This is a genomic window from Flindersiella endophytica, assembly GCF_054779015.1.
Window position 1 is genome coordinate 248429 of the sequence record NZ_BAAGYY010000024.1, and the last position, 26158, is coordinate 274586.

The 26158-nt window shown below is 69.1% G+C and carries 27 protein-coding genes and 1 tRNA gene; 13 read left to right on the plus strand and 15 right to left on the minus strand.

Annotated features, from left to right (window positions below; all coding sequences use genetic code 11):
* Positions 1-29 precede the first annotated feature (29 nt).
* Entirely contained in the window at positions 30-320 is a 291-nt protein-coding gene (locus tag ACYVF6_RS28975; protein ID WP_460525769.1) for a hypothetical protein, read from the minus strand.
* 88 nt (positions 321-408) lie between these two features.
* On the opposite strand from ACYVF6_RS28975, the gene hrpA reads away from it, so the two are divergent.
* Genes hrpA through ACYVF6_RS28990 form a run of 3 tightly spaced genes read left to right on the plus strand, consistent with a single transcriptional unit; the run spans position 409 to position 4911 of the window.
* On the plus strand, positions 409-4326 hold the full coding sequence (gene hrpA, locus ACYVF6_RS28980; protein WP_460525770.1) for an ATP-dependent RNA helicase: 3918 nt from the start codon (positions 409-411) through the stop codon (positions 4324-4326).
* A gap of 1 nt (position 4327) precedes the next feature.
* The gene (locus ACYVF6_RS28985) at positions 4328-4597 is read left to right on the plus strand and encodes a hypothetical protein (RefSeq protein ID WP_460525771.1); all 270 of its coding nucleotides are present in this window, start codon (positions 4328-4330) and stop codon (positions 4595-4597) included.
* Complete coding sequence (locus ACYVF6_RS28990) at positions 4594-4911, plus strand: hypothetical protein (protein ID WP_460525772.1); 318 nt, start codon at positions 4594-4596, stop codon at positions 4909-4911. Before ACYVF6_RS28985 ends, ACYVF6_RS28990 begins: the two co-directional genes overlap by 4 nt.
* Positions 4912-4917: 6 nt before the next feature.
* Here ACYVF6_RS28990 and ACYVF6_RS28995 read toward each other — a convergent pair whose 3' ends face one another.
* The 3 genes from ACYVF6_RS28995 to ACYVF6_RS29005 all read right to left on the minus strand — a co-directional run bounded on the left by ACYVF6_RS28995 (position 4918) and on the right by ACYVF6_RS29005 (position 7006).
* Positions 4918-5598: an IclR family transcriptional regulator gene (locus tag ACYVF6_RS28995; protein ID WP_460525773.1), complete on the minus strand. Its 681-nt coding sequence runs from the start codon at positions 5596-5598 to the stop codon at positions 4918-4920.
* 53 nt (positions 5599-5651) lie between these two features.
* Positions 5652-6392 carry an N-acyl homoserine lactonase family protein gene (locus ACYVF6_RS29000; protein ID WP_460525774.1) on the minus strand — a complete coding sequence of 247 codons (741 nt, stop codon included), beginning with the start codon at positions 6390-6392 and terminating at the stop codon, positions 5652-5654.
* A gap of 71 nt (positions 6393-6463) precedes the next feature.
* Complete coding sequence (locus ACYVF6_RS29005) at positions 6464-7006, minus strand: TetR/AcrR family transcriptional regulator (RefSeq protein WP_460525775.1); 543 nt, start codon at positions 7004-7006, stop codon at positions 6464-6466.
* Positions 7007-7053: 47 nt separating this feature from the next.
* Between ACYVF6_RS29005 and ACYVF6_RS29010 the strand changes: the two genes are divergently transcribed.
* Positions 7054-8292, plus strand: a complete 1239-nt coding sequence (locus ACYVF6_RS29010; protein WP_460525776.1) for a Rossmann-fold NAD(P)-binding domain-containing protein — start codon at positions 7054-7056, stop codon at positions 8290-8292.
* A gap of 82 nt (positions 8293-8374) precedes the next feature.
* Here ACYVF6_RS29010 and ACYVF6_RS29015 read toward each other — a convergent pair whose 3' ends face one another.
* The 5 genes from ACYVF6_RS29015 to ACYVF6_RS29035 all read right to left on the minus strand — a co-directional run bounded on the left by ACYVF6_RS29015 (position 8375) and on the right by ACYVF6_RS29035 (position 13012).
* Positions 8375-10024 (minus strand): GGDEF domain-containing protein, encoded by a 1650-nt coding sequence (locus ACYVF6_RS29015; protein WP_460525777.1) that lies wholly within the window; start codon positions 10022-10024, stop codon positions 8375-8377.
* Between the two features lie 151 nt (positions 10025-10175).
* Positions 10176-10934, minus strand: coding sequence for an ABC transporter permease (locus tag ACYVF6_RS29020; RefSeq protein WP_460525778.1), 759 nt, complete (start codon positions 10932-10934; stop codon positions 10176-10178).
* Between the two features lie 14 nt (positions 10935-10948).
* Positions 10949-11929 carry a DrrA family ABC transporter ATP-binding protein gene (locus ACYVF6_RS29025; protein WP_460525779.1) on the minus strand — a complete coding sequence of 327 codons (981 nt, stop codon included), beginning with the start codon at positions 11927-11929 and terminating at the stop codon, positions 10949-10951.
* A gap of 140 nt (positions 11930-12069) precedes the next feature.
* Entirely contained in the window at positions 12070-12528 is a 459-nt protein-coding gene (locus ACYVF6_RS29030) for a PadR family transcriptional regulator (RefSeq protein WP_460525780.1), read from the minus strand.
* 19 nt (positions 12529-12547) lie between these two features.
* A complete protein-coding gene (locus ACYVF6_RS29035; RefSeq protein ID WP_460525781.1) occupies positions 12548-13012 on the minus strand; it encodes a MarR family winged helix-turn-helix transcriptional regulator in 465 nt (154 codons plus the stop codon).
* A 60-nt stretch (positions 13013-13072) separates the two neighbouring features.
* Here ACYVF6_RS29035 and ACYVF6_RS29040 point away from each other — a divergent pair, with 60 nt between their 5' ends.
* On the plus strand, positions 13073-13453 hold the full coding sequence (locus ACYVF6_RS29040) for a hypothetical protein (RefSeq protein ID WP_460525782.1): 381 nt from the start codon (positions 13073-13075) through the stop codon (positions 13451-13453).
* A 20-nt stretch (positions 13454-13473) separates the two neighbouring features.
* Here ACYVF6_RS29040 and ACYVF6_RS29045 read toward each other — a convergent pair whose 3' ends face one another.
* A complete protein-coding gene (locus tag ACYVF6_RS29045) occupies positions 13474-14253 on the minus strand; it encodes a hypothetical protein (protein ID WP_460525783.1) in 780 nt (259 codons plus the stop codon).
* 36 nt (positions 14254-14289) lie between these two features.
* On the opposite strand from ACYVF6_RS29045, the gene ACYVF6_RS29050 reads away from it, so the two are divergent.
* The 5 genes from ACYVF6_RS29050 (at position 14290) to ACYVF6_RS29070 (ending at position 18970) form a co-directional block, all read left to right on the plus strand.
* The gene (locus ACYVF6_RS29050; protein ID WP_460525784.1) at positions 14290-14751 is read left to right on the plus strand and encodes a MarR family winged helix-turn-helix transcriptional regulator; all 462 of its coding nucleotides are present in this window, start codon (positions 14290-14292) and stop codon (positions 14749-14751) included.
* Between the two features lie 55 nt (positions 14752-14806).
* A complete protein-coding gene (locus ACYVF6_RS29055) occupies positions 14807-16204 on the plus strand; it encodes a magnesium chelatase (RefSeq protein ID WP_460525785.1) in 1398 nt (465 codons plus the stop codon).
* Complete coding sequence (locus ACYVF6_RS29060) at positions 16201-18162, plus strand: vWA domain-containing protein (RefSeq protein ID WP_460525786.1); 1962 nt, start codon at positions 16201-16203, stop codon at positions 18160-18162. Before ACYVF6_RS29055 ends, ACYVF6_RS29060 begins: the two co-directional genes overlap by 4 nt.
* A 22-nt stretch (positions 18163-18184) precedes the next feature.
* Positions 18185-18823, plus strand: coding sequence for an oligoribonuclease (gene orn, locus ACYVF6_RS29065; protein WP_460525787.1), 639 nt, complete (start codon positions 18185-18187; stop codon positions 18821-18823).
* A gap of 71 nt (positions 18824-18894) precedes the next feature.
* Positions 18895-18970 (plus strand) — tRNA-His (locus ACYVF6_RS29070).
* A 175-nt stretch (positions 18971-19145) separates the two neighbouring features.
* Here the strand turns inward: ACYVF6_RS29070 and ACYVF6_RS29075 are convergent.
* The 4 genes from ACYVF6_RS29075 to trxA form a co-directional block, all read right to left on the minus strand.
* Positions 19146-19307 (minus strand): hypothetical protein, encoded by a 162-nt coding sequence (locus ACYVF6_RS29075; protein ID WP_460525788.1) that lies wholly within the window; start codon positions 19305-19307, stop codon positions 19146-19148.
* An 84-nt stretch (positions 19308-19391) separates the two neighbouring features.
* Positions 19392-20198 (minus strand): nucleotidyltransferase domain-containing protein, encoded by an 807-nt coding sequence (locus tag ACYVF6_RS29080; RefSeq protein ID WP_460525789.1) that lies wholly within the window; start codon positions 20196-20198, stop codon positions 19392-19394.
* Positions 20195-21136: a nucleotidyltransferase domain-containing protein gene (locus ACYVF6_RS29085; RefSeq protein ID WP_460525790.1), complete on the minus strand. Its 942-nt coding sequence runs from the start codon at positions 21134-21136 to the stop codon at positions 20195-20197. The genes ACYVF6_RS29080 and ACYVF6_RS29085 overlap by 4 nt, the downstream gene beginning before the upstream one ends.
* Before the next feature lie 27 nt (positions 21137-21163).
* Positions 21164-21556 carry a thioredoxin gene (trxA, locus tag ACYVF6_RS29090; RefSeq protein WP_460526584.1) on the minus strand — a complete coding sequence of 131 codons (393 nt, stop codon included), beginning with the start codon at positions 21554-21556 and terminating at the stop codon, positions 21164-21166.
* Between the two features lie 62 nt (positions 21557-21618).
* Here trxA and ACYVF6_RS29095 point away from each other — a divergent pair, with 62 nt between their 5' ends.
* On the plus strand, positions 21619-23151 hold the full coding sequence (locus tag ACYVF6_RS29095) for a phytoene desaturase family protein (protein ID WP_460525792.1): 1533 nt from the start codon (positions 21619-21621) through the stop codon (positions 23149-23151).
* A gap of 72 nt (positions 23152-23223) precedes the next feature.
* Entirely contained in the window at positions 23224-24174 is a 951-nt protein-coding gene (locus tag ACYVF6_RS29100; RefSeq protein WP_460525793.1) for a glycerophosphodiester phosphodiesterase, read from the plus strand.
* Here the strand turns inward: ACYVF6_RS29100 and ACYVF6_RS29105 are convergent.
* Positions 24161-25309, minus strand: coding sequence for an erythromycin esterase family protein (locus ACYVF6_RS29105; RefSeq protein WP_460525794.1), 1149 nt, complete (start codon positions 25307-25309; stop codon positions 24161-24163). The genes ACYVF6_RS29100 and ACYVF6_RS29105 overlap by 14 nt on opposite strands.
* Positions 25310-25371: 62 nt before the next feature.
* Between ACYVF6_RS29105 and ACYVF6_RS29110 the strand changes: the two genes are divergently transcribed.
* Positions 25372-26121, plus strand: coding sequence for a TioE family transcriptional regulator (locus tag ACYVF6_RS29110; protein WP_460525795.1), 750 nt, complete (start codon positions 25372-25374; stop codon positions 26119-26121).
* Positions 26122-26158 lie beyond the last annotated feature (37 nt).

Genomic DNA, 26158 nt, shown 5'->3' on the forward strand with positions numbered 1-26158 from the left:
CGTAATGTTCCGACTACGGATCGCGCTGGCTATATCGAACCGGTCGAACAGCGCTGAGTACGCCTGCGCGGTCTCGGGACCGCCTGTCGTGGACAGCTCGACGTGGTAGTCGCCGGTTGACCGTCCCAGGCCTCCAGCCGCAGCTTCACCTGGACGCCATCCTGCGCGGTGCCGACGACGACCTCGTACGTTCCGACGCCGAGCCAGTCGCTGCCAGGTGTCGGCGCCGAGAACGGCCCGTCCGGCCCGTCGTCGCACAGGCCGAACATCCGATGGTCGGCGGTGACCAGCAACTCTGTCGATGCGAGCAGGCGCGACATGGGCAGCGACCCCAGCGCTGTGCCCGGCAGCCGCGCACCGATATTGGGAGGCGTCGGCTTGGCGCCGACGCATAGGCTTGTAGGCCGTATGCATACCTCAGCTCCCCCTTCGATCGGCGGGTTGCGCCGGCGGCTGCCCGACCTCATGTTGCGGGACCGGCGGCGGCTTTCGCGACGGTTGGACGGGGTGCGAAAGTCCGGCACCGAGAAGGCCGCCAAGGCGATCGAGCAGCTGGCCAAGGACGTCGACGCGGCCGAACGGAGGGTCGCGCAGCGGCGGGCCAACGCCCCAGCCGTCACCTATCCCCCAGAGCTCCCCGTCGCCCAGCACAAGGACGACATCGCCGCGGCGATCCGCGACCACCAGGTCGTGATCATCGCCGGCGAGACGGGCTCCGGCAAGACCACGCAGCTGCCGAAGATCTGCCTCGAGCTCGGCCGTGGCATCACCGGCTCGATCGGCCACACCCAGCCGCGCAGGATCGCCGCGCGGACGGTCTCGGAGCGGATCGCCGAGGAGCTGAAGACGCCGCTCGGCGAGGCGGTCGGCTACAAGGTGCGGTTCACCGACAAGGCCAGCGACAACACGCTCGTCAAGGTGATGACCGACGGCATCCTGCTCGCCGAGCTGCAGAACGACCGGATGCTCTGGCAGTACGACACGCTGATCATCGACGAGGCGCACGAGCGCAGCCTCAACATCGACTTCATCCTCGGCTACGTCAAGCAACTGCTGCCCCGCCGGCCGGACCTCAAGCTCATCATCACCTCCGCGACGATCGACCCCGAGCGGTTCGCCGAGCACTTCGACAACGCGCCGATCATCGAGGTGTCGGGCCGGACGTATCCCGTCGAGGTGCGCTACCGGCCCCTTCAAGAGCAAAGGGCGGAGGAGGCCGCCGACGAGGACCGCGACCAGATCCAGGCGATCTGCGACGCCGTCGACGAGCTCGCCCTCGAGCCGGCCGGCGACGTCCTGGTCTTCCTCAGCGGCGAGCGCGAGATCCGCGACACCGCCGACGCGCTCGGCAAGCAGAACCTCCGTAACACCGAGGTGCTCCCGCTCTACGCCAGACTGTCCGCGGCCGAGCAGCACCGGGTGTTCCAGCCGCACGCCGGCCGCCGGATCGTGCTCGCGACCAACGTCGCCGAGACGTCGCTGACCGTCCCGGGCATCAAGTACGTCGTCGATCCCGGCACCGCACGGATCTCGCGCTACAGCAGCCGCCTGAAGGTGCAGCGCCTGCCGATCGAGCCGATCTCACAGGCATCGGCCAACCAGCGCAAGGGCCGCTGCGGCCGTACGTCCGACGGCATCTGCATCCGGCTCTACTCCGAGGAGGACTTCGAGGGCCGCCCGGAGTTCACCGAGCCGGAGATCCTGCGCACCAACCTGGCCTCGGTCATCCTGCAGATGACGACGCTCGGACTTGGCGACGTCGACGCGTTCCCGTTCGTCGATCCGCCGGACAAGCGCAACGTCAAGGCCGGCGTCGAGCTGCTGCAGGAGATCGGCGCGTTCGACGCGGCTGTGCCGGGGAAGACGACCGACGCCAGCCGCACCTTGACACCGATCGGCCGCAAGCTCGCTCAGCTCCCTCTCGACCCGCGGCTCGCGCGCATGGTCCTCGAAGCCGACAAGAACGGCTGCGTACGCGAGGTCATGGTGATCGCGTCCGCGCTCGCGATCCAGGATCCGCGCGAACGCCCGGCCGACAAGCAACAGCAGGCCGACCAGAAGCACGCGCGCTTCACCGACAAGGACTCCGACTTCTCCGCCTACCTCAACCTCTGGAACTACCTGCAGGAGCAGCAGAAAGCCCTCTCCTCCAACCAGTTCCGCAAGCTCTGCCGCAACGAATACCTCAACTACCTCCGCGTCCGCGAGTGGCAGGACGTCGAGTCTCAGTTGCGCCAGCTCACCAAGCAGCTCGGCATCACGCTCAACTCCACGCCCGGCCAGCCGCAGCACATCAACACCGCGCTGCTGTCCGGCCTGCTCTCCCACATCGGCCTGAAGGAGAGCGACTCGTTCGAGTACCAAGGCGCCCGGGGCGCGAAGTTCGCCATCTTCCCGGGCTCCGGCCTGTTCAAGAAGAACCCCCTGTGGGTGATGGCCGGCGAGCTGGTCGAGACCACCCGGCTGTGGGCGCGGATCGTCGCGCGGATCGAGCCGGAGTGGGTCGAGCCGCTCGCCGAGCACCTGGTTAAGCGCACCTACAGCGAGCCGCACTGGTCGAAGAAGCAGGAGGCCGTCCTGGCGTACGAGCGGGTCACGCTCTACGGCGTGCCGATCGTCGCTCAGCGCAGGGTCAACTACGGCCGGATCGACCAGGAGATGTCCCGCGAGCTGTTCATCCGGCACGCGCTCGTCCAGGGCGAGTGGGAGACGCGCCACCACTTCTTCGCAGACAACCTCCGGCTGCTGGAGGACGTCGAGGACCTCGAGAACCGCGTCCGCCGCCGCGACATCAAGGTCGACGACCAGACGCTGTTCGAGTTCTACGACGAACGGGTCGGCGCCGAGGTCGTGTCGGCCAGGCACTTCGACACCTGGTGGAAGCAGGCCAGACGCGAGCAGCCCGACCTGCTCAACTTCGAGAAGTCCATGCTGGTCAACGACTCCGCCGCCGACGTCAGCGAGCAGGACTTCCCCGACGACTGGCAGCAGGACCACCTCACGATGCCGCTGTCGTACGCCTTCGAGCCGGGCACCTCCGTCGACGGCGTGACGGTGGACGTACCGCTGGCCGTGCTCAACCAGGTGTCGGAGGAGGACTTCCAGTGGCAGGTCCCCGGCCGAAGGGAGGAGCTCGTCACCGAGCTGATCCGTTCGCTGCCGAAGTCACTGCGGCGTAACTTCGTGCCCGCGCCCAACTACGCCAGATCCGTTCTGGAGAACGTCGTTCCGGGCGAGGGCTCGATGCTCGAGGCGATCGGGCGTGAGCTGCTGCGGCTCACCGGCGTCCAGATCCCACGCGACGCCTGGGACCTCGACAAGATTCCGGCGCACCTGCGGATCACGTTCCGCGTACTCGACGGCAAGCGGACGCTGGCCGAGGGCAAGGACCTCGCCGCGCTCAAGCGGCAGCTCACCGGCCGGCTACGAGAGTCGCTCTCCAAGGCGGCCAAGGGCATCGAGCAGACCGGCCTGCGCGAGTGGAGCTTCGGCGCGCTGCCGAAGTCCGTCGAGGAGCAGCGCAACGGGCAGCGCATCGTCGGCTATCCCGCGCTGGTCGACGAACGTACGAGCGTCGCGATCCGCGTCCTCGAGACGGAGGCCGAGCAGCGACGCGCGATGTGGACGGGCACCCGGCGGTTGCTGTTGCTCGGGGCGCCGTCGGTCAACAAGTACGTCCTCAGCCATCTCAGGACCGAGGAGAAGCTGGCGCTGAGCCGCGCACCGCACGGCAGCGCGACCGCGCTGTTCGACGACTGCCTCTCGTGCGTCGTCGACAAGGTCATCGCCGACGCCGGAGGTCCGGCCTGGGATCGCGCGGGCTTCGACGCGCTGGCCGTCCGGGTACGTTCCGACCTGCACGACCTGACGCTGGAGACGGTCGCGAAGGTCGCGGCGATCCTCACCTCTGCGCACAGTGCCGAACTGCGGATCGCGGGGCTGACGAGCTACGCGCTCGCGCCGGTCCGTTCCGATCTGGAGGAGCAGCTGGCCGGCCTGGTGCACGCGGGCTTCGTCACCGAGGCGGGCTGGCAGCGGCTGACCGACCTGCGGCGTTATCTACGCGGAATCGAACGCCGGCTGGACAAGCTGCCCGACGAGCCGCACCGCGACCTCGAACGCACCGGCCGGATCCGCGACCTCGACGACCTCTACGCCGACGCGGTGGCGGCACTGCCCCCTGGCGTACCCCTGCCGGACGAGCTGCGGCAGGTCCGCTGGATGCTGGAGGAGCTGCGGATCAGCTTGTTCGCGCAGACGCTGGGCACGCCGCAACCGGTCTCGGAGAAGCGGATCCGCAGAGCGCTCGATGCACTACTCTCCTGATATGGCGACGCGAGAGCTTCACCTCACTGTTGCGTCAGACGTCTACGAGATGGCCGAGCGCGAGGCCAGGCTTGCCGGAACGTCCTTGGCCGATTGGCTGGAAAGCGCTGTACGCCGCGAGGCGATCCGTTCGGACGCTTCCCGGCTCGGTGCGTGGGCTGCCCAGCATCGTGAGGTCCGCGAGTTGCACGCGGACTGGGCAGCCGAGACCGAGCGAGAGGCCCAGGCACGACTGGACGAGTCGTTGAAGGGCCGCCCGGAGGCGCCGTGAGACGGGGCGAAGTCTGGCGGCTGGAAGGCCTACGGGGAGATCAGCACGTCGCACTGATCAGCTCTGACGAGGCGCGGCCGCTCATCGGACCGCCCGTAGCCGCGCGGATCGTGACGACGCTGGCCGAGGAGCCGCCGGAGTCGATCTTCGTACAGCGGCTGTCCGAGCTGGATCCGATGGAGGGCTGGGTCTTCGTCTACTCGCAGTACCAGCCGGCGATGTTCCGGTACGACGAAGGCGAGCTGGTCGGCATGCTCACCGGCGCGACGCTGGAGAAGATCAAGTCGGCGCTGAAGGCGCTGTACGAGCTCTGACTTCCGCTACGTCAGCCCCTGGCCGATCGCATGGGCGGCGCGACGCAGCTCGAGCGCGAGCCCGGAGTCGTACGCGAGCTCCTCACCCAAGTCCGCGCCCGAGACCGCGATCGCCGCGACCGGGTGGCCCTGCCGGGATCGGATGGCCGCCGCCACCGCGTACACGCCAGGGCTCGCCTCACCCTGCGACAACGCGACGCCGCCCGCCGCGCGGATCCGCTCCATCAGCTCGGCCGGCGCCGGCGGGTGTTCTGGTTGATAGGCCAGCAGGCAGCGCCCGGCCGCCCCCCGGTCGATCGGATGGGTGTCGCCGACGTCGAGTACGAGACCGAGCGGGACCGAGCGGGTCCAGATCCGCTCGACCACAACCGTGACGGCACCGACCGGGATCGAGAGCGTCGCCGTCCAGGGCCGATCCCGGATCACGCGCTCGTCGAGCTCGAGCAGGTGCGGCAGCGCCAGCCGGCGGACCTGCAGGTTGTCGACGTACCGGCTGGCCAGCAGGACGCTCGCCGGCCCGAGCCGGAACGACCCGCCCTCCTCGACGGTCATACCGCGCTGCGCGAGCGTGCGCAGCTGCCGATGGACGACGGTCCGGTCCAGGCCGGTGACCTTCGCGATCTCCAGCACGCTCATCGGGCCGGGCGCATCGCGGAGCACGTCGAGGATGTCCAGGGCGCGTTCCACCGACTGCACGCTCGATCGGCGCTGGGCAGGTGTGGGCTGCTGGTCCGCGGGCATCAGGTGTAGTGCTCCGGAACCTTGCGCAGGCCCAGGTACTGATCGAGATCATGCTGGATCCACAGGGCCGCGCGATGCCGCTCGAGGATCCCCCGAGCCTGCGCAAGGCTGTTCTCGGACTCCGCCACATCATGGTTGTGCTTCGGGATCGCACCGGTCTGCCAGTTGGCCGTCGAGTGTGTGACGTCGCCCGACAGCAGGACTGCTCCCGTCTGCTCGAGGTGCACGAGCAGCGCCTGGTGTCCGATCGTGTGGCCGGGAAGCCGCTTGATCACCACTGAGCCGTCGCCGAACACGTCGTGGTCACCGTCCAGATGGACGACCGGCCGGTTCGCGAGCGGGCCGAGCGCGCCGGCCCGCTTCGCCGCGTCGTACTCGTCGTGCTGGACCAGCAGCGTCGCCCCGGTGAACAGCCCGAGGTTTCCGGTGTGGTCGGGATGGAAGTGCGACAACGCCAGATAGCCGACGCCGGCTGCCGGAAGCCCGGCCGCCGCCAGCTGGTCGCCGACCGTCTCGGTCACCTGGAACAACGCGTGGTCTTCCACGAGAAGCGGCTCCTCGCGCCCGGCGAGCTCGTCGCCCAGCCCGGTGTCCCAGACCAGGCTCCCGCGCGGGTGGACGACCAGGAACACGGGATCCGCGATCGTACGCCGGGTGCCCGCCGGCGCGGCCGGGTCGTAGATCGACCAGTCGAGGATGTCGATCCGCCCTCCGTCGAGGACGTACAGCTGAACGGTCATGAGCCCCTCCGTCTGTGCGCATTGCGCGCAACTCGCGCGCATTACGCCAGCGAGCGTAGCAGCGAAAACCGTCAGACGCCGAGTGCTGAGCAGGCTGCTCCGACAGCGGCCTGCCGCAGCTCGTCGGCAGGCGCGTCGGCGAAGACCACGGTGCAGTCGGCCAGCCCGCCGATCGCGACGATGGCGCGGGCCCGCTGGTCCAGGGTGGGTTCCGGTCCGACCAGCATCGCCATGATCCGCAGCCGCCAGTCGGTCACTCGCGCGACCAGATCCAGGTGGGCCAGCATCATCAGCTCGCGCAGGATCAGCTCGTTGAACCGGCGATACCGGTACATCAGGTCGAAGTAGCCCTCGAGCAACGCCCGCGGCGTGGCTTCGCCCGCGGCGGCCTCCTGCGCGACCAGGAACGCCTCCATCTGCTCGACCATCGGCTCGAACAGGCTGCGGATCAGGTCCTCGCGCGAGTCGAAGTGGTAGTACAGCGCGGGCTTGGTCATGCCGAGCCGGTCAGCGATCTGCTGCAGGCTCGTCTGCTGCACCCCCTGCTCGCCGAACAACTCGAGGGCGACGGCGAGAATCCGCGCTTTCGTCTCGCCGGATCTGGATCGGGGCACCACAAGAGTCTATGCTTACTTTCCGGTAAGTAAACAAAGGAGGCCTCGTGGATGTCCTGATCTCGGGCGCGAGCATCGCCGGCCCGATCGTCGCGTACTGGCTGCGCAGGTACGGCTTCCGCCCGGTCGTCGTCGAGCGCACGGAAGTCGTTCGTATCGGGCTCGGCGGGCATGCCATCGACCTGTTCGGCCCGGCGGTCGACATCGCCGAGCGGATGGGCGTCCTGCCCGAGGTGGAGGCGGCCCGCACGCGGAACCGCTGGATCGTCCTGATCAGGCCGGGCAAGCGCGAGGTCCGGGTCGACGGCGACCGGCTGAGCGCCGGCCTGTCCGAACGGCACATCGAGCTGCTGCGCGGCGAGCTCGCCAGGATCCTGTACGACGCGACCAAGGACGACGTGGAGTACATCCTCGGCGACTCGATCAAGGCGCTGCACGAGGACGCCGACGGCATCGACGTCGAGTTCGACTCCGGGCCGGCGCGGCGGTTCGACCTGGTGATCGGCGCCGACGGGCTGCACTCGAACGTCCGCAGGCTGGCGTTCGGCGACGAGAAGCAGTTCCTGCGTTATATCGGTGGCTACCTCGGCATCTTCTCCATGCCCAACTACCTGAACGTCGACAACGAACTGCGCGCGTACATCGCCAAGGGCAAGCTGGCCGGCGTCACCGCGGTCTGGCAGACCGGCGAGGGCCGCGCCGGCTTCTTCTTCCGGCGCAAGGAACCGTTCGACATCGACCATCGCGACGTCGACGCGCAGAAGAAGGCCCTGCGCGAGAGGTTCGCCGACGAAGGCTGGGAGATCCTCGGCATCCTGAGCCACCTGGACGACGCGAGCGACTTCTACTTCGACTCGATCAGCCAGGTCGTGATGGACAGCTGGTCGCGGGGTCGCGTCACCCTCGTCGGCGACGCCGGCTATTCACCGGCACCGGCGGTCGGTGGTGGCAGCAGCGTGGCCGCGGTCGGCGCGTACATCCTGGCCGGCGAGCTCGCGGCGGCCGGCGGTGACCACGTGCGCGCGTTCGCGGCCTACGAACGGGAGATGCGCGAACTGGTCGTCCGTACGCGGCAGATCGCACCCAGCACGATGGGCACGATCATCCCGGGCAACAGCGCCGAGATCTTCGCGACCGTGCAACTCGCCCGCGTCTTCTCGCGCCTGCCGAAGGCGGTGCAGCGGGCGATCTCGGCGCTCGGCCAGAGCCCGACCAAGGTGCTGAACGCGATCCAGCTCAAGAGCTACCAGCAGGCAGGAACCGACCCGGCCGGTGACCAGCGGTAGCGAGAGCGCCCCGCCGGCCGAGTGCAGCGGCCAGGCCGCGGATCTACGACAGCGCGCTCCAGCAGAGCTGTGCGTCAGCGGGTCAGTCGGTGGTCAGCGGGTAGGCGCGGATCTCGACCTGGTTCTTTCCGGCGCGTTTGGCCGACAGCAGTGCCTCGTCGGCCGCGGCGAGCATCTGGGTGCGGGACGCGCCCGGCCACGACTGCGCGAGCCCGATCGTGATGCTGATCCGGCGACCTGGGGGCAGGCAGCGCCACGAACGCTGCTCGACCCGCGCGCGTAGCTGGTCCATCTCGCCGAAGCCCTGGTCGCTGTCGCGGCCGGGCAGGACGATCACGAACTCCTCGCCGCCGAAGCGGGCGATCACGTCGTCCTCCGACACCACCGCGCGCATCTCCTGGGCCAGCTCGCGCAGCAGGTCGTCGCCGGCGAGGTGGGAGATCTCGTCGTTGACGCTCTTGAAGTCGTCGATGTCGACGAACGCCACGACCAGCGGCTTGGTGATCGCCGCGGCCTCGACCAGCATCTCCGGCAGGCGGATCTCGATCAGCCGGCGGTTGCCGAGCCCGGTCAGTGTGTCGGTCAGATAGGCGGCCGCCCGCCGGCGGAGCTCGTCGCGGATGCGTTCGTGGGCCAGCCGTTCCTCGAACGCCACCACCCGCGCCCGCCGCTCGTCCCAGCGGTCGCGCAGCAGGCGCGCGGTGAGCTGGGCGTAGGCGACAGCCGGCTCCGACATGCCGTCGCGCTCGCGCAGCAGCGCGGCGTATTCGGCGTAGGCCCGCGCCGAGATCACCTCGAGCCGCGGCAGCGCGTCGGCGAAGCCGCAGGCCGCCTGCGCCTCCGCCAAGGCCTCGACGGCATGCCCGTCGTTGGAGTAGGCCCGCGACATCGCGAGGTGCCCGATCAGCGTCGCCTCGTCTCGCTGCGTGGGCGCCACCGTCTCCAGATGCTTACGCAACTCCTCCAGCAGCGTCGTGCCCTCGCCGAGCATCGCGCGCGCCGCGCAGGTCTGCACGATGACCTCGCTCGGCCAGGCCGACTCGCGGATCGTGTCGAGGCCGGCCGGCGCGGTGTCGAACGCGATCAGTGTCTGGCGGTAGTGGTCCTGCGCGGCCTCCGGCTCGCCGATCAGCTCCAGCTCCGACGCCCACAGCAGGTGCAGCCAGCCGGAGTTGTAGGCGTACAACGTCTTCAGCATCGCGTCGCACAGGCCCTCGGCGATCGCGTGCATGCGTTCGAGCCAGGCCGTGGCGAGCTCGTAGAGGTCGAGCCGGACCAGCGCGATCGCCGCCGCGTTGATCGTGTGGCCGGCGACGTAGCTCGGCTCGTCGAGCTCCTCCAGCAGGACGACCGACCGCGCCAGCTCGTCGTAGGCCGACTCGAACTGGCTCTGCATCAGCAACGCGGTGCCGCGTAGCGCGTGCCCGAGGGCTTCCCAGATCCGGTCGTCGTAAGGCTCGGCGAGCCGGATCATCTCCTGCGCTACGCGGCCCGCCTCACTCCACTGCCGAAGATCGTGCAACGCCGCGAATCGTACGAAGCGCAGCCACTGGGCGTGTTCGTGAGCGTGCTGGTCCGCCGCTTGGCGGAGCAGCATCTCCAGCTCGGTCAGCACCTGGCGAGCCTGTCCGGACTGTGCCCGGATGAGGAGCGCGGTGACATCGGTCAGCTCGGCCGGACGAGGATTCATCAGGCCGTGCTGCTGTAGCTGCTCTGAGATCTGTTCGTTCATGGGCCCAAAGCCGCCTACCTGTGGGTTCCCCCGGCCGGAACCATACCGCTCATCATCCTCCCGCTGCTCACGTTCTGTCTAGTGGCGACTACGCTCCGTCATTTGATTCCTCTCCCTATCTTGCCGTGTTCTGCACCGCCGTAAGCAGTTCTTACGCGTTTTCTCGCCGGAAGATGCGTCCGCCGAGCCCCACGCCCAGGGCGGCGAGCACCACCGAGACGATCGCGCCGACGGTGAACGCCTGCGCGCCGAAGTCGCCCCGGAAGGCCGCCCGGGCACCATCCACGACGTAGGACATCGGGTTGATCCGGGACAGGTTGTAGAGCCAGTCCGGTCCGAGCGACATCGGCAGCATGATCCCGGACAACAGCATCACCGGCATCATCACCGAGTTGAGCAGGGGTGCGAACGCGTCCTCACTCTTCAACGACAGCGCCACGCCGTAGGAGATCGACGCCATCGTGATGCCGAGCACGCCAACCAGCACGAGCCCGAGCAGGACGCCGTCCAGCGGAGCGCGGAGGTCGAAGAAGACGACCGCGGTCAGGACCAGGATAACGGCCTGTACGACGAGGACTACAGCATCGCGCAGGACCCTGCCAAGCAGAAGTGCCGTGCGGCTCATCGGTGTGACCCGCATCCGCTCGATCACGCCGCTACGCCACTCGGCGATGATGCCGAAGCCGACGAACGCGGCGCCGAACAGCCCGAGCTGCACCAGGATCCCCGGCACGAACACCTGGAACGCGCTGCCGGACGGGAAGCCCGGCATGTTGCCAAGCGGCTCGAGCAGCGGGCCGAACATGACGAGGTAGAGGATCGGCTGCATCAGCCCGATGATCACCCACGCGGGGTTGCGCAGGCTGAGCCTCATGGCCCGGTTGAAGACCAGGATGGTGTCGCGAAGCACGGTCAGTTCTCCCCTCAGATCCCAGCAGACTCGTCACGCAGGCCGTGCCCGGTGAGCTTGAGAAACACGTCGTCCAGTGTTGGGCGGCTCACCTGCATGGAGGTGAGGACGATGCCGGCCGCGTCGACTTCGCGCAGCATGGCGAGCACAGCCTTGTTGCCTTCAGGCACGCGGAGGCTCACCGTAGCGCCGTCCACCGACACTTCGGTGGCACCGGCCTGAGCTGCGGCGATCGCGCGGGTCTTGTCGATGTCGGACTCGGTGCTGGCGGCCTCCCGGGACTCGACGACCACCTGCACCAGGTCGCCGGAGACCTGCTGCTTCAGCTCGTCGGCCGTGCCCGAGGCGACGATCTCGCCCGCGTCGATGACGAAGATCCGGTCGCACAGCGCGTCGGCCTCGTCGAGGTAGTGCGTGGTGAGGAACACGGTCGTGCCGTGCTCGTCCCGAAGCTTGCGGATGTGGTCCCACATGTTGGCCCGGCTCTGCGGGTCGAGGCCGGTCGTCGGCTCGTCCAGGAAGATCAGCTCGGGCGAGTGGACCAGGCCCATCGCGATGTCGAGCCGGCGCTTCTGGCCACCCGACAGTGTCTTGATCAGCCGCTTCTCCAGCCCGTCGAGGTCGAGCCGGGGCAGCAGCTCCGTCACGCGCGACTGGGCGTCGGCGCGCGACAGGCCGTAGGAGCGGGCGTGGAACACCACCTCCTCGGCGACGGCCGCTTCCGGCGCGGATCCGCCGGCCTGGCTCACGTAACCGATCGAACGCCGGACGTCCTTGGCGGCCTTCCGCAGGTCGTGGCCGGCGACGGTGGCGTCGCCCGCGGTCGGCTCCAGGAGCGTGGTCAGCATGCGCAACGTGGTGGTCTTGCCGGCACCGTTGGGGCCGAGGAAGCCGACCACCTCGCCGGCTGTCACGTCGAGGTCGACGCCGCGCACGGCCTCGACCGTGGCCCGGCGGTTCTTGAAGGTCTTCTTCAGACCTCTGGCTTGGATCATGATCTCCCCTCTCATGGCGGTCCGGTATTCAAGTTTGATTATTTTGAGTCAAGTGTTCGCCGCCATAGTGTATGCACCCGACCGCAAGCGTTCGATCAGCTCACGCGCCCAGTCGGCCTCGCCGCGCAGCCTCGTCTCGCTCAGCCGGAACACCTCGCTGACGTGATCGGGCTTGTAGATCTCGGGCGACCAGAACTCCATGCTCCGGATGGCGTCGTTGATCTGGTTGATCCGGCTCTCCAGGGCCGCGATGGCTTCGTCCCGGCTGAGATACGGCAGGAAGGACAGCGCCGCATCAGGTCGGCGGGCCGGCCGGTGACCTTCCAGAACGCCTCGCGAAGCAGCACGCCGAACGCGGTGTCGCCGTCGTCGGTCAGGCGGTAGGAGGTGCGGGCCGGCCGGGCGCCCACCCTGTCGACGGCGACCACCTCCAGCATCCGATCGCGTTCGAGCGTGCGGAGGTGGTGGTAGATCGAGCCGGGCTGCACGTTGGCCCAGTCCGCGACGCCCCAGGTGAGCAGCTCGCGGCGGACGTCGTAACCGTGGACCGGCTGAGCGAGCTTGACGGCTCCCAGGACGAGAAGTCGGGTGGTCGACATCGGCTTGCCTGCTTCCTTCCTATCGGCCCGGTTGGCCCTGCGTGAGCGCGCGGGCGCCGGCGTTCACCAGTCGCGAGTAGCGGACGAGAACCTCGAGCTCGGCATCGGTGAAGTCGTCGAGCGCGCCGACGAACGTCTCGGCCACCGGCTCGTATGCCGCCGCCAGCTCGGCCGCACGCTCGTGGCGGGGCGCCACGATCACCTTGCGCCGGTCGGCCGGATCGCGGCGGCGCTCGATGAAGCCGCCGCGTTCGAGCCGGTCGATCGCTGCCGTGATCGCGGACGTCGACAGCCCGGTCAGCTCGGCCAGCCGGCCTGCGGTCAGGTGCTCCTCGTGACGAGCCAGGTCGAGGCACTTCAGATCGGTGGGCCCGAGCCCGAAGCTCTCCGCGATCGACTGGTGGATCGCCAGGCCGAGTGCCGCGTTGTCGCGTCCGAGGTCGGCGAGCTCGGCCAGCAGCCGTTCGCGGTCCGCGCTTGGCATCTGTCACTCTCCGGCATATATTTCGATCCATCGAAATATACGATGGATAGGAATATCCTAATGGACGAACTACTGTGGACCACGCAGGGCGTGGTCGAGGCACCTGTCGATCGGGTCGCCGACATCGTGTTCGAGGGTTACGTGGACGACGGCGGCGACGAGTACGTAAAGCAGACCATGGACCACGGACAACGCCGGCTCGTCCAGGAGGGGCACTGGTGGTATCGCGGCGTGACCAGCGTGGAGCCGCACGAGAAGGGCGCGCTGGTCAGGCACGAGGTCTTCAACATCGCCAAGACGAACCGGTGGATGGTGAAGGGCATCCTGCTGCAGTACCGGCTGAACGGCTCGCTGCCGAAGCTCAGGACGGGCAACCTCGGCGAGCGCCTGACCGAGATTGGCGAGCGGCTCGGCTGCAAGGCCTATCTGGTCGACCGGTAGCCCTCGTCCGTCTCCGTCCCTCATGGGACGAAGACGATGCGACGATCGGCCGTTGCCGTGGGCCACACCTTCTCTACGTCAGCCAGCGGCACCGGCTCGATGTCGAGCTCCAGTTCGCCGTTCGTGATCAGTTCGAGGACGCCGTGGAAGCCTTCGGTCGCTGCCTCGATGCCGGCCGGGCCGCGGAAGCCACTGCCGATCAACTCGATCGGCGCCCGTCGGAGAGCGAGGGCCGGCAGGCCGGCCAGCCCCCCGCCGCGCGCGACGAGATGGTTCAGCACTCGGGCGTTCCTGCCAGCGACAACGACCCGGGCCCCCTGTCGCGCTGCGAGCTGGGCGGCGATCCGGCCCGAGGTGCCGGTCGCGCCCAGGACGAGCACCGACTGGCCTGCCTCCAGTTCGCCCTCCCAGACAACGGTCTTCCAGGCGACACCGCCCGGATTCAGGACGGCCGCCGCCGTCACGTCGTCGACGTCGGGCGGGACGGGCAGCCACGCGCCGTCGCGGGCCAGGGTCTGCTCGGCCATCCCGCCATACGGCGGCCGCGGCAGGAAGAACGCCACCCGGCTGCCGTCGGCCAGCCGGCCGACTCCATCCAGGCCGACGACCTGCGGAAACGCTGTCGGCGCGTAGTGCGCACCGGCCTCCATCAGGCGGTCGGACGGCTTCAGCGCGGCCGCACTCACCGTCACCACCGCCTCGCCGTCGCCGGCCTCCGGCGCCGGGAACGACTCGTACCGCGGCACCTGTCCGAGGCCGTGCAGCACGGCCGCGTTGATCTGCGTCGAAATTCCGTTCACAATGAACGGATTTATACCCGTGCATAATGAACGGATATGCCTGAGGACTACTACGACGTCTGGCTCGGCATGCTTGGCCAGGTCTCGCGGCCCCGCTTCATCGCGCTGATCCTGAATCGTGCGGGCGTGACGCTCGACCCGGAGCTGTGCGTCTACCTCGTCCACCTCGACCTCCGCGGCCCGATGGGAGTCCTCGAGCTCGCGGAGCTGACCGAGCAGAACCATCCCAAGGTCAGCCGTACGTTGGCCCGCCTCGAAGAAGAGGGCCTGGTCAGACGCGCCGACGCCGCCCACGACCGCCGGATCAAGACCGCCGAGGTCACCGACGCCGGGCGACAGGTCGTCGCCGCGATCAACAGGGGACGCCGGCGCATCCTCGACGAGGCCTTCGCCGGCTGGACGGAGCAGGACCGCAAGACGCTCGCCGAGCTCACCGGCCGCTTCGCCGACCGCGTCCAAGCGATGGTGGACGCCAACGACGACGCGGCCGGAACGTGACGGGTCATGCTCTAAGCCGACTAACGATTGGGCAGGGCGTCGTAGGGTCGGAGGGGTGACGCGACCTACTACGCTTGGCGCGCTTCGCGCCGATTCTGTTGACTCCGCCAACCACAGCCCTCGCACCGTCAAGGCCGAGATCCGGGCCAATCTCCTGACCGCCCTGGCTGATGGCAAGACAGCTTTCCCCGGCATTGTCGGCTTCGACGACACCGTGTTACCTCAGCTTGAACGTGCTTTGCTCGCCGGCCACGACCTCGTACTGCTCGGTGAACGCGGGCAGGGCAAGACCCGCCTGATGCGCACCCTGGCCGGCCTGCTGGACGAATGGACCCCCGTCGTCGCCGGCTGCGAGATCAACGACCACCCGCTTGCCCCCACTTGTTCCCGTTGCCAGCGACTCGCCGCGGAAGCCGGCGACGACCTGCCGATCACCTGGAAGCACCGCGACGAGCGGTACGGCGAGAAGCTCGCCACACCCGACACCTCCGTCGGCGACCTGGTGGGCGACATCGACCCTGTGAAGGTCGCGGAGGGACGCACGCTCGGCGACCCCGAGACCGTCCACTACGGCCTGGTCCCCCGCACCAACCGCGGCATCTTCGGCCTCAACGAGCTCCCTGACCTGGCCGAACGCATCCAGGTCGCGCTGTTCAACGTCTTGGAGGAGCGCGACATCCAGATCCGCGGGTACGCCCTCCGGCTGCCGCTCGACCTGCTGCTCGTCGCGAGCGCCAACCCCGAGGACTACACCAACCGAGGCCGGATCATCACGCCGTTGAAGGACCGGTTCGGCGCGGAGATTCGCACTCACTACCCCCACGAGGTCGTCGAAGAGGCCGCGCTGATCGCACAGGAGGCCAGGCCGGCGGCGCCGCTGCCCGAGCACCTCACCGAGGTCGTCGCGCGGTTCGCCCGCGGGCTGCGCGAGTCGTCGTCGGTCGACCAGCGTTCCGGCGTCTCGGCCCGCTTCGGCATCACCGCAGCCGAGACCGCCGCCGCGAGCGCCCTGCGCCGTGGAGCGCTGACCGGCGAGACCGAGCCCGTCACCCGCATCTGCGACCTGCCCGGCGCGCTCCCGACGCTGCACGGCAAGGTCGAGTTCGAGATGGGCGAGGAAGGCCGCGAGCAGGAGATCTTCCAGCACCTGCTGCGTGTCGCGATCGCCGAGACCTACCGCGAGCGGCTGCTCGGACTCGACCTGTCCGGCTTCACCGACCGGTTCGCCGAGGGCGCGACCGTCGAGACCGGCGAGCTCGTGTCCGGCGACGAACTGCTCGGCCAACTCGGCTCCGTACCCGGTCTGGCCAAGGTTCTCGACCGGCTCGGCTTCGGAGACGCGGCGACGCGTGGCGAGGTCGCGGCGGCCGTCGAGTTCGTCCTCGAAGGCCTCTATCTCGCACGACGGCTCGGCAAGGAGAACGTCAACGGGCGGACGGTGTACGGCGTATGAGCTCCGGTCGATTCCGCTACGAGCCATGGACCGGCGGGCCCGACCCGCTGGCCCCGCCGTACGACATCAGGTCGGCGCTCGACGAGCTCGGCCGAGATGTCCTGTCCGGCTCCAGCCTCCGCGAGGCGCTCCGCGAGTTGCTGCGCCGCGGGCCTGACGGCCGGCGCGGCCTCGACGAGCTGCTCAGGGACGTGCGTCGCCGCCGGGCCGAGGCGCGCCGGCGCGGCGACCTGACCGGCACGCTGTCGCAGATCCGGCACCTGCTCGACCAGGCCATGGCCGCCGAGCGCGACACGCTGGCAAGCGACCCGTCCGACGACGCGCGGATGGCCGAGATGGAGCTGGCCACCGTCCCCGACGACGTGGCGCGGGCCGTCCGAGCGCTGTCCGACTACCAATGGCGGTCCGACGAGGCGCGCCGGGCGTACGACCAGATCAAGGAGATGCTGCGCGACCAGGTGCTCAACTCGCAGTTCTCCGGCCTGAAGGACGCCCTGTCCAACCAGGACCCGGCCGACAGCCAGGCGCTGCAGGACATGCTGCAGGACCTCAACGCGCTGCTGGCCGCGCACGCGCGGGGCGAGGACACGACCGACAAGTTCAACGAGTTCATGCAGCGGCACGGCGAGTTCTTCCCGGAGAACCCCCGTAACACCGACGAGCTGATCGACGCGCTGGCACGCCGGGCGGCCGCGGCCGAGCGGATGCTGCGTTCGATGACGCCGCAACAGCGGGAGGAGCTGTCGGGCCTGATCCAGCAGGCGTTCGGCAACAACCCCGCGCTGTCGGCCCAGCTCGGCGCGCTGCGCGACAACCTGCGCGCGCTGCGGCCTGGCCTCGACTGGAGCTCGCCGTCCCACATGCACGGCGAGAACCCCCTGCCGTACGGCGAGGCGGTCGAGGCGCTGGCGGATCTCGCCGATCTGGAGGCGCTGGCCGAGCAGCTCGCGCAGGAACATCCGGGTGCGTCGCTGGACGACGTCGACGTCGAGACGCTCGAGCGACAGCTCGGCGGTGAGGCCGGCACGGACCTGCGGGCACTGCGCGAACTCGAGCGAGAGCTGGAGCGACAGGGCTACGTCTCGCGTTCTCACGACGGGCTGCGGCTCACGCCGAAGGCGCTGCGACGGCTCGGCGAGACGGCGCTGCGGCGGATCTTCCGCGAACTGTCGCAGACCGGGCGCGGCGATCACGACGATCACCGCACAGGTGCGGCCGACGAGCCGACCGGCACGACGCGCGAGTGGCGGTTCGGCGACGAACAGCCGCTGGATCCCGTACGCACGGTGCACAACGCCGTGCTGCGTTCGTCCAACGTCCGGCCGCTGCGGCTCGAGGTCGACGACTTCGAGATCAAGGAGACCGAGCGGCGCACGTCGGCGGCGGTGGCGCTGTGTGTCGACCTGTCGTACTCCATGGTCCAGGAAGGCCGCTGGGGTCCGATGAAGCAGACGGCGCTGGCGCTCTCGCACCTGGTCGCGACGCGGTTCCGGCAGGACGCGCTGGAGATCATCGGCTTCGACCGGCACGCCCGGCGGCTCTCGCCCGTCCAGCTGGCCGAGATCGAGCCGGAGTGGATCCAGGGCACGAACCTGCAGCACGCGCTGATGCTGGCCGGCCGGCACGTACGCCGGCATCCGGACGCCGAGCCGGTGATCATGATCGTGACCGATGGTGAGCCGACGGCTCATCTGCTGTCCGACGGCGACGCGTTCTTCAACTGGCCGACGACACACGAGACGTTGCGTGCGACGATCAACGAGGTCGACGCGATGACCAGGTACGGCGCGACGCTCAACTTCTTCCTGCTCGGCGAGGACGAGGGGTTGGCGCGCTTCGTCGACGCGGTGGCGCGGCGCAACGGCGGCCGGGTGTTCACTCCCGACCTCGACCAGCTTGGCGACTTCGTGGTCTCCGACTACCTCCGGGTGCGCCGGGGCCGTCGCCAAGCGGGGTAGCGACGAAATAGGGTGGTTGGCCATGTACGACCGGCTGGTGTGGATCGACTGCGAGATGACTGGGCTCGACCTCGGCGCTGACGCGCTGATCGAGGTCGCGGCCCTGGTCACCGACGGCGAACTGAACGTCCTCGGCGAAGGCATCGATCTGGTGGTGAAACCGCCACAACAGGCACTCGACCAGATGGGTGATCTCGTTCGGGAGATGCACACCGCGTCCGGCCTGCTGACCGAACTGTCCGACGGGGTCTCGCTGGCCGAGGCCGAGGAGCAGGTGCTGACCTACGTACGCCAGCACGCGCCGGAGGCCGGGAAGGCGCCGCTGGCGGGCAACACGGTGGCGACCGACCGGGCCTTCCTGGCGCGCGACATGACTGCCCTGGAGTCGCACCTGCACTATCGGATCGTCGACGTGTCGTCGCTGAAGGAGCTGGTCAGGCGCTGGTATCCCCGCGTCTACTTCGCCTCGCCGGCCAAGACGGGCAACCACCGCGCCCTGGCCGACATCCGCGAGTCGATCGACGAGCTCCGCTACTACCGCGCGGCGATCTTCGTACCCCAGCCCGGCCCGGATTCGGCGACCGCGAAGGGCATCGCCGAACAGATCCTCGGCGAGCCGACCGGGGGTTCCGCGGCAGGCCCTACCGCGGCGGCGCACTAGCGCGGGAACCCGCTACACTTGTCGCTGCCGCGGCGCTCGTCGCGGCAGCGGTGCGTAAGACGCCGTTCTTGGTGGGTGTAGCTCAGCTGGTAGAGCACCTGGTTGTGGTCCAGGGGGCCGCGGGTTCAAGTCCCGTCACTCACCCCAAGATTCCCCGGTTTCCGCTGGTAGCCGGGCCGAGGCTCGCCGAGAGTGCGGGCCTCGAGTCGTTTCTCGCCGCACTGCCGGCCCGGTCGGCGCGAAGTCCAGCCGGCAATTGCCTGCGCCACGATCCCGAAGATCAGGGCGATGAGGCAGGTCGACGCCTAGGTCACTGTCCGCGTCAGTCGGAGGCGGGTAGGACGAGGCCGGCGACGAAGGGGAGCTCGCCCTTGTTCGTCGACTGTTCGTTGCTCAGCGCGCTGGAGACGATGATGGCCGCGGCGACGACGGCGAGGGCCGCCAGGACCGCGGCGAAGACCATGACGATTCTGCCTGTACTCATGTACATCACCTCGGCTCTGCCACTGCATACCCCGTGGCAAAGGGGTTCCAACCAAGAGAAACCGGCCGGCAAGCTACGCCCAGCCTAGGCTCCGGGTGCCGCCAGCCGCAGGTTCACCATCAGATCGTGCAGGGCGTCCGCGCCCGAGGGGTACTCCGGCAGCTTCGACGTCTCCTGCGCCGCGGACAGCGCCGAGTGCAGGGCCTCCACGTCCGACTCGAGCTGAGGACCCGACGGTACGTCCGGCAGGTCGGCCAGCAGCCGGTGCTCGCCCTCGGCCTTCGCGGCGATCAAGGTCGCCACGTACGAAGGCGCCTCCGGCACCGCCGCCAGCGTGGTCGGCAGGTGCGCCTGCACCTCCCCCGTACGCATCAGGAAAATGCCGGTCAGCAGGACGCGGAACGTGTACAGCAACGGCTTGATCTCGCCGGTCTTCGCGTACAACCCCCACTGCGTGTGCGCGAACCCCCGGTAGTGATGCGCGTGATGCCGCGTCAGCAGCGAAGGCGCCAGCGAGACCAACGCCGAATGCGCCGCGCTTGTCACCACGACCAGCGGCGACAGCAGCTGCTCCAGTACGTAGCCGTTGCGCCGCAGCAGCATGCCGAAGAACTTCCGCGCGTCATGCGTTACGAGGTCGACCTCGGCGCCCTGCCGGTTCCACATCCGGTCCAGCGTCTCCGGCCCGAGCCGGAGACCCACCACCTCGCGGGCGGGCAGCAGATGCGCGCCGCGCAGGTCGACGTCGGAGTCGCGGGACGGGAAGCCGTACAGGTGTGCGCCGGAAACCGTTGCGAACAACAGCGGATACGGCTGCTCACCCACGATCTCCCGCAGCTCGGCCATGTCCAGCACCGTCATGTCGCGGTCGCCCTCGCCGGCTCCGGTCATGAGAACTCCCCCAACGCACTCCTGGAACGCACCGACCGAAGCCACGAGTCCACCCGCTCGACGTCGGGCACCGCCGGCAGCGGCGAGTGCTCCAGCGCGTCGTCGAGCTCGCGATGCAGCCGCAGGCGCCAGGCCTCAACCTCGTCCCACGAGACGTCGCCGTGCCGGATCGCCAGCAGGCGTTCGCGTTCGGCGCCCACCTCGACGGCCAAGGCTCCGGTACGCAGCAGCTCCCGTGCGGACAACAGCAGCCGCAGCAAGTGCATCACGTGCTTCCACTTCGGCGCGCCACGCTGCCGCAGGTCCGCCTCCAGCTTCTTGAACTGCGAGAGCACATACCCGCCGTACGTCTGGTACGCCAGCTGCGACAGGAACGCCGGCCGCAGCGCCAGCAGCTCCGAGCCCACCGGCGTGCACCGCACGACCAGCGGCGAGTGCAGAACCTCCAGCAGGTTGGGGTTCGCCTTCAGCGCCAGCTCGCAGAACCGCTCGATCTCCCACGAGAACCACTCGGGCTCGGGCCCTTCGACGTGCGCGGGAGGCTTGACCAGCGACCAGAACGAAGCCGTCGGCGCTACGTACGTCCCGCGCGTGTCGGTGTCGGACTCCGACGTCGCCAGGCCGAACGCACGCGAGCCCACAACCGCCGCATAGATGGTGTGCTCGCGGACGAGCTTCGCCGCCACGTCGCCGGAGGGTGCGGCCCGGCCGATCGCCAGGTCGTACTGATACGCCGCGCGCAGCGAGACCTGCTCCCGCCGCGCCGCGACCTCGCGGCCGTCGGTGAGCCGCACGACGTACCGGCCGCCCTCATCAGTGCCGGCCACCCGGCCGACCGCGCCCTTCTGCACGGTCTCGCCGGTCGAGTCGAGAGCTGCCTCGCGCAGCACGACCTGCGTGCCGTCGGGCAGTTGGGGCATCCGTGACGATCTGGCCACGGAGCCAATCCTCGCAAGCCGCGAGGCTCAGGCCTCGGCGGGGCTTTCGCCCTTCTCCTTGGCGTCCTCAGCCTCGATCTGCGCGCGTACGTCGTCCATGTCGAGGCCGCGGACCGCACCGATCAACTCGTCCAGCGCCTTCGGCGGCAGCGCGCCGGCCTGCGCGAACACCAGGATGCCGTCACGGAACGCCATCAGCGTCGGGATCGCCTGGATGTCGGCCTGGCCGGCCAGCATCTGCTCGGCGTCGGTGTCGACCTTGCCGAAGACGATGTCGTCATTGGCCTGCGACGCCCGCTCGAACACTGGTCCGAACTGGCGGCACGGCCCACACCACTCGGCCCAGAAGTCCACCAGGACGATGTCGTTGTCGCGTACGGTCTGATCAAAGTTCTCAGCCGTGAGTTCGGTCGTCGCCATACCCACGACAACCAGATCCGGCACGAGGTATTCCCAGGTCCGGGCCACGTAGAGTGCCTGACATGGGCGAACGATTCGACGTCGTGGTGGTCGGTGGCGGGCACAACGGGCTGGTCGCGGCGGCCTATCTGGCCCGGGCGGGCCGGTCGGTGGCCGTCCTGGAACGCCTGGACCACCTGGGCGGCGCGGCGATCAGTGGCGCGGTGTTCCCGGGCGTGGACGCTCGGTTGTCGCGCTACTCCTACCTCGTCAGCCTGCTCCCCGACCAGATCGTCGCCGACCTGGGGCTCGACCTGCGGCTGGAGTCGCGCGCGGTCGCGTCGTACACGCCGATCCCCGGCGACCGCGGCCTGCTGGTCGAGCGCGAGCCCGGTGCGGCGACCCGCGACTCGTTCCGCGCCCTCACCGGCTCCGACGCGGAGTTCACGGCGTGGCAGGACTTCTACGGCGAGCTCGCCGCGCTGGCCAAGCAGGTCGCCGGGACGATGACCTCGCCGTTGCTGCCTGCCGGGCAGCTGCGCTCGCTGGTCGGCGAGGGCTGGAACCGCTTCGTCGAGCGGCCGCTCGGCGAGGTGATCGAGTCGACGTTCGCCGACGACACCGTACGCGGCGTGGTGCTGACCGACGGGCTGATCGGCACGTTCACCCACGCCCACGACCCGTCGCTGCTGCAGAACCGCTGCTTCCTGTACCACCTGATCGGCAACGGTACGGGCGAGTGGCGGGTGCCCGTCGGCGGGATGGGCGCGGTGACGGGCGCGCTGATCGAGGCCGCGCGGTCGGCCGGCGTCCGACTGGTCACCGACGCGACCGTGACGTCGATCGAGCCGGACGGGCGGCAGGCGGAGGTCCGTTACGTCGACGCCGAGGGCACCGAGCAGGTGGCCGGCGCGGCGTACGTCGCGTCCGGCGTGGCGCCGGCCGTGCTCGACCGGCTGCTGGGCCGCACGCCCGCGGTCGTACCCGAAGGCGCGCAGGTCAAGATCAACATGGTGCTCACCCGGCTGCCGCGCCTGCGCTCCGGCGCGGATCCGCGGGCGGCCTTCGCCGGCACGTTCCACATCGACGAGACGTACCGTCAACTGCAGGTTGCGTACGACGATGCGTTGGGCGGGCTGCTGCCGAGTGGTGTACCGGCGGAGATCTACTGCCACACGCTGACCGACCCGAGCATCCTCGCGCCTGAGCTGGTCGCGCAGGGCTGGCACACGCTGACGTTGTTCGGCCTGCACACACCGGCGCGACTGTTCGCGGGTGGCAAGCCGGATGACCTGGCTGATCGCTACCTGAACGCGCTGAACGCCTACCTCGTCGAGCCGATCCAGGACTGCCTGGCCACCGACGCCGACGGAAAGCCTTGCGTAGAAGCGAAAACTCCGCTCGAGATCGAGGCCGAAGTCGGCATGCCGGGCGGCCACATCTTCCACGGCGACCTGGCCTGGCCCTGGGCCGAGACCGACGAACAAGCCGGCACCTGGGGCGTCGAGACCGACCTGCCGAACATCATGATCTGCGGCAGCGGCGCCCGCCGCGGCGGTGGGGTGAGCGGCATCGGCGGCCACAACGCCGCCCACGCCATCCTCCAGCGCGGCTAGGCCGTGTACCAGCCTGCAGGTTGTTCTCCGCCAATTGGTTGACAAGTCACGACGCGGTGTTAGCTTCCAGTCATGAAGCGCATTCTCCTTGTGATCGGCGTGGTTCTGGCCGTGCTGGTTCCGGGACTGGCCGCACCTGCGCAGGCCGCGACCTCCAACCCGTGGCTCGGCCGGCGCGTGCTCAACATCGCGCATCAGGGCGGCGAGATCGAGGCGCCGTCCAACACGCCGTTCGCGTTCAAGACCGCCATCGCCAAGGGCGCCGACGTGCTCGAGCTCGATGTGCACGCCACCGCCGACAGACAGCTCGTGGTGCTCCACGACGCGACGATCGATCGGACGACCGATGGCGCCGGCCGGGTCGACGGTCTCACCCTGCAGCAGGCCAAGGCCGCCGACGCGGCGTACTGGTTCGTGCCCGGCTGCGGCACCTGCCACGACCGGCCGGCGGGCGACTACTCCTACCGCGGGTTCGCCACCGGCGCCCGGCCGCTCCCGCCGGAGCTGGCCGAATACTCGCCGGACGACTTCCGGATCCCGACGCTGCGCGAGGTGCTCACGACGTTCCCGGACGCGCTGATCAACATCGAGATCAAGGCGACCGCGCCGGAGACCCACCCGTACGAGCAGCAGCTGGCGGACCTGCTCGAGGAGTTCGGCCGTACGACCGACACGATCGTGACGTCGTTCAACGACGGCGCGGTGGAGCGGTTCAAGCTGAGCGCGCCGCAAGTGAGCACGGCACCCGGCTTGGCCCAGATCGCCTTGTTCTGGGCGAGTTCGCTGGGCCCGCTGCCGGGTGTGCCACTGCCTGGACAGCATGCGTTGCAGGTGCCGATCGAGCAGAACGGCCTGCGGCTGGTGACTCCTGACTTCGTACGGGACGCGCATCGCAACGGCCTGGCCGTGCACGTGTGGACGATCAACGACGCCGCCACCATGCGTTCCCTGATCGATCTGGGTGTCGACGGGATCATGACCAACCGGCCGACGGTGCTCGAGGACGTGCTCAGGAGTCCTTGACCGGTTCTGCGAAGATGATTCCGTCGAGCCCGTCGAGGCGTTCGAGCTCGAACGGGATGTACGTGTAGGTGTCGGTGGTGTTGCTGCGTAGCTCGGGCAGCGCGGCCAGTTGTGCGGACGTGTGCAGGCCGAGCAGCGGCGGCTCGCCGTAGTCGGTGGCCAGGAAGGCGTACTGCCGCCGCCCCAGCCGAGCGGCGGCGAGCGCGCCCGCGTTCCACCACCGCAGTGTGCTGCCTGCGAGCTCCTGCCAGCCTTCCGGAATGTGCATCGTGGCCTGGTTGAGCTGCAGATGGACGTTGTGGGCGAACACCAGCGTGGGCCCGCGCTGCGCTTCGTACTCCCGGATCGCGACGAGGTTGTCGGCCATCTGCAGGTCGCGCACCGCCGATCCGCGTTCGATCCGGTCGATGCCCTGGCTCGCCAGCACCGCGTGGTAGCGGAGCAGTCCGGCGGCCGAACGGGCGTGGAGGTTGGCGCGCCACCATTCGGTGCGGCTGGTCGCGGCGATCAACGGCGGCGCGTGCATGAGCAGCTGGGCGATCAGGTCGTCGGCGATGATCCGCAGCCGGCCGGCTCCCTCGGAGCCGCCGACGGACTTGGTGTGGTCGAGCACCGCTTCGGTGCTGCTCCAGACGGCATCGTCTCCGACAAGGTCGCGGATCTCGCCGGCGTCGTACGGAACCTGCCCGGACCCGAGGTGGCCGGCGAGGTAGCCGTGCGCCCCGAGGAGGGCAGGCCCGGGACTGGCCGCGCTGTGCAGCTCCAGCGGAGCGTCGAAGCCGTAGAACCGAAGCCGGTCTTCAGGATCGGCGCAGCCGGCGTTGTAGTCGTGCATCCAGGCGACCAGCTCGCGATTGGCGGCGAACGCACCGATGCCGTGGCTGAAACCCCGGTCCATCGCGTCGTCGAGCGTGCCTTCGCCCTCGACCACGTGGTCGTCGACGGTCAGCGCCAGCAGGCAGTCGCTCTCCAACGCGATCGAGCGGTATCCCTCGCGTTCGACGAGATGCCGGAAGATGTCGTTACGCAGGCGCGGAAACTGCTCCACGCCGTGCGTGGGCTCGCCGATGCCGAGCAGGGCCGGCCTGGCGGGCAGTGATCGCAGGAAGTCGGTGAGGTCGGCTCGTGGATTCATAGCTTCGACCGTATCGTTGAACCAACGGTTGAAACTTTCGTCGAAGCGTGAGGTGTGGTGGCGTGCTCCGTTCGCGACTCCGGCCGGTCGATCTGGCCCGCGAGAACCGCCTTTCCACGCAGGCGATCCGCAACTACGAAGAGGCGGGCATCCTGCCCCCGTCGGAGCGCACCGAATCCGGCTACCGGGTCTACACCGAGGTACACGCCTCGGCGCTACGCGCGTTCCTCGCCCTGGTGCCCGCACACGGCCATCCGACGGCCATGGCGATCATGCAGGCGGTCAACCGGGGCGCCACGGGAGATGCGTACGGGCTGATCGACGACAGCCATCTGCAGCTGATGGAGGACCGGCAGACGCTGGCCGCGGTCGAGCTCGCACTGCGCGACCTGACGCCGGTCGGAGCGGTCGGCTCGGAGCCGATGTTCGTCGGACCGCTCGCCCACCAGCTCCGGATCCGGCCCGCCACCCTGCGCAAGTGGGAGAACGCGGGCCTGATCCAGCCGGACCGCGACCCGAAGACGGGATACCGGGTCTACTCCCCCTCCGACGTCCGCGACGCGCGGCTGGTGCGGCAGCTCCGCCGTGGCGGCTACCTACTGGAGCAGATCGGCGTCGTGGTCTCGCGCGTACGGGAGGCCGGCGGGGTGGAGCCGCTCGAGGGCATGCTCGCGGAGTGGCGGCAGCGACTGGACGACCGTTCGCGCGCGATGTTGTACGCCGCCGGCCGGCTGGACGCGTACCTCACCGCCTCTGCCGCTGTCTCCACCTCTGTCTCCACCTCTGCCTCTGTCTCCGCCTCTCGCGAATGACGACGGGTGCCCGAGTTTTTGCTACGTTGAAAAAGGA

What these genes read in the sequence shown, in the direction of transcription:
- orn (WP_460525787.1), top strand. Translation starts at nt 18,185, where the DNA reads ATGTACGACCGGCTGGTGTGGATCGACTGCGAGATGACTGGGCTCGAC.
- hrpA (WP_460525770.1), top strand. Translation starts at nt 409, where the DNA reads ATGCATACCTCAGCTCCCCCTTCGATCGGCGGGTTGCGCCGGCGGCTG.
- ACYVF6_RS29105 (WP_460525794.1), bottom strand. Translation starts at nt 25,309, where the DNA reads ATGAATCCACGAGCCGACCTCACCGACTTCCTGCGATCACTGCCCGCC.
- ACYVF6_RS28985 (WP_460525771.1), top strand. Translation starts at nt 4,328, where the DNA reads ATGGCGACGCGAGAGCTTCACCTCACTGTTGCGTCAGACGTCTACGAG.
- ACYVF6_RS29095 (WP_460525792.1), top strand. Translation starts at nt 21,619, where the DNA reads ATGGGCGAACGATTCGACGTCGTGGTGGTCGGTGGCGGGCACAACGGG.
- ACYVF6_RS29040 (WP_460525782.1), top strand. Translation starts at nt 13,073, where the DNA reads ATGGACGAACTACTGTGGACCACGCAGGGCGTGGTCGAGGCACCTGTC.
- ACYVF6_RS29025 (WP_460525779.1), bottom strand. Translation starts at nt 11,929, where the DNA reads ATGATCCAAGCCAGAGGTCTGAAGAAGACCTTCAAGAACCGCCGGGCC.
- ACYVF6_RS29060 (WP_460525786.1), top strand. Translation starts at nt 16,201, where the DNA reads ATGAGCTCCGGTCGATTCCGCTACGAGCCATGGACCGGCGGGCCCGAC.
- ACYVF6_RS29050 (WP_460525784.1), top strand. Translation starts at nt 14,290, where the DNA reads ATGCCTGAGGACTACTACGACGTCTGGCTCGGCATGCTTGGCCAGGTC.
- ACYVF6_RS28975 (WP_460525769.1), bottom strand. Translation starts at nt 320, where the DNA reads ATGTCGCGCCTGCTCGCATCGACAGAGTTGCTGGTCACCGCCGACCAT.
- ACYVF6_RS29100 (WP_460525793.1), top strand. Translation starts at nt 23,224, where the DNA reads ATGAAGCGCATTCTCCTTGTGATCGGCGTGGTTCTGGCCGTGCTGGTT.
- ACYVF6_RS29000 (WP_460525774.1), bottom strand. Translation starts at nt 6,392, where the DNA reads ATGACCGTTCAGCTGTACGTCCTCGACGGAGGGCGGATCGACATCCTC.
- ACYVF6_RS29080 (WP_460525789.1), bottom strand. Translation starts at nt 20,198, where the DNA reads ATGACCGGAGCCGGCGAGGGCGACCGCGACATGACGGTGCTGGACATG.
- ACYVF6_RS29035 (WP_460525781.1), bottom strand. Translation starts at nt 13,012, where the DNA reads ATGCCAAGCGCGGACCGCGAACGGCTGCTGGCCGAGCTCGCCGACCTC.
- ACYVF6_RS29015 (WP_460525777.1), bottom strand. Translation starts at nt 10,024, where the DNA reads ATGAACGAACAGATCTCAGAGCAGCTACAGCAGCACGGCCTGATGAAT.
- ACYVF6_RS29075 (WP_460525788.1), bottom strand. Translation starts at nt 19,307, where the DNA reads ATGAGTACAGGCAGAATCGTCATGGTCTTCGCCGCGGTCCTGGCGGCC.
- trxA (WP_460526584.1), bottom strand. Translation starts at nt 21,556, where the DNA reads ATGGCGACGACCGAACTCACGGCTGAGAACTTTGATCAGACCGTACGC.
- ACYVF6_RS29030 (WP_460525780.1), bottom strand. Translation starts at nt 12,528, where the DNA reads ATGTCGACCACCCGACTTCTCGTCCTGGGAGCCGTCAAGCTCGCTCAG.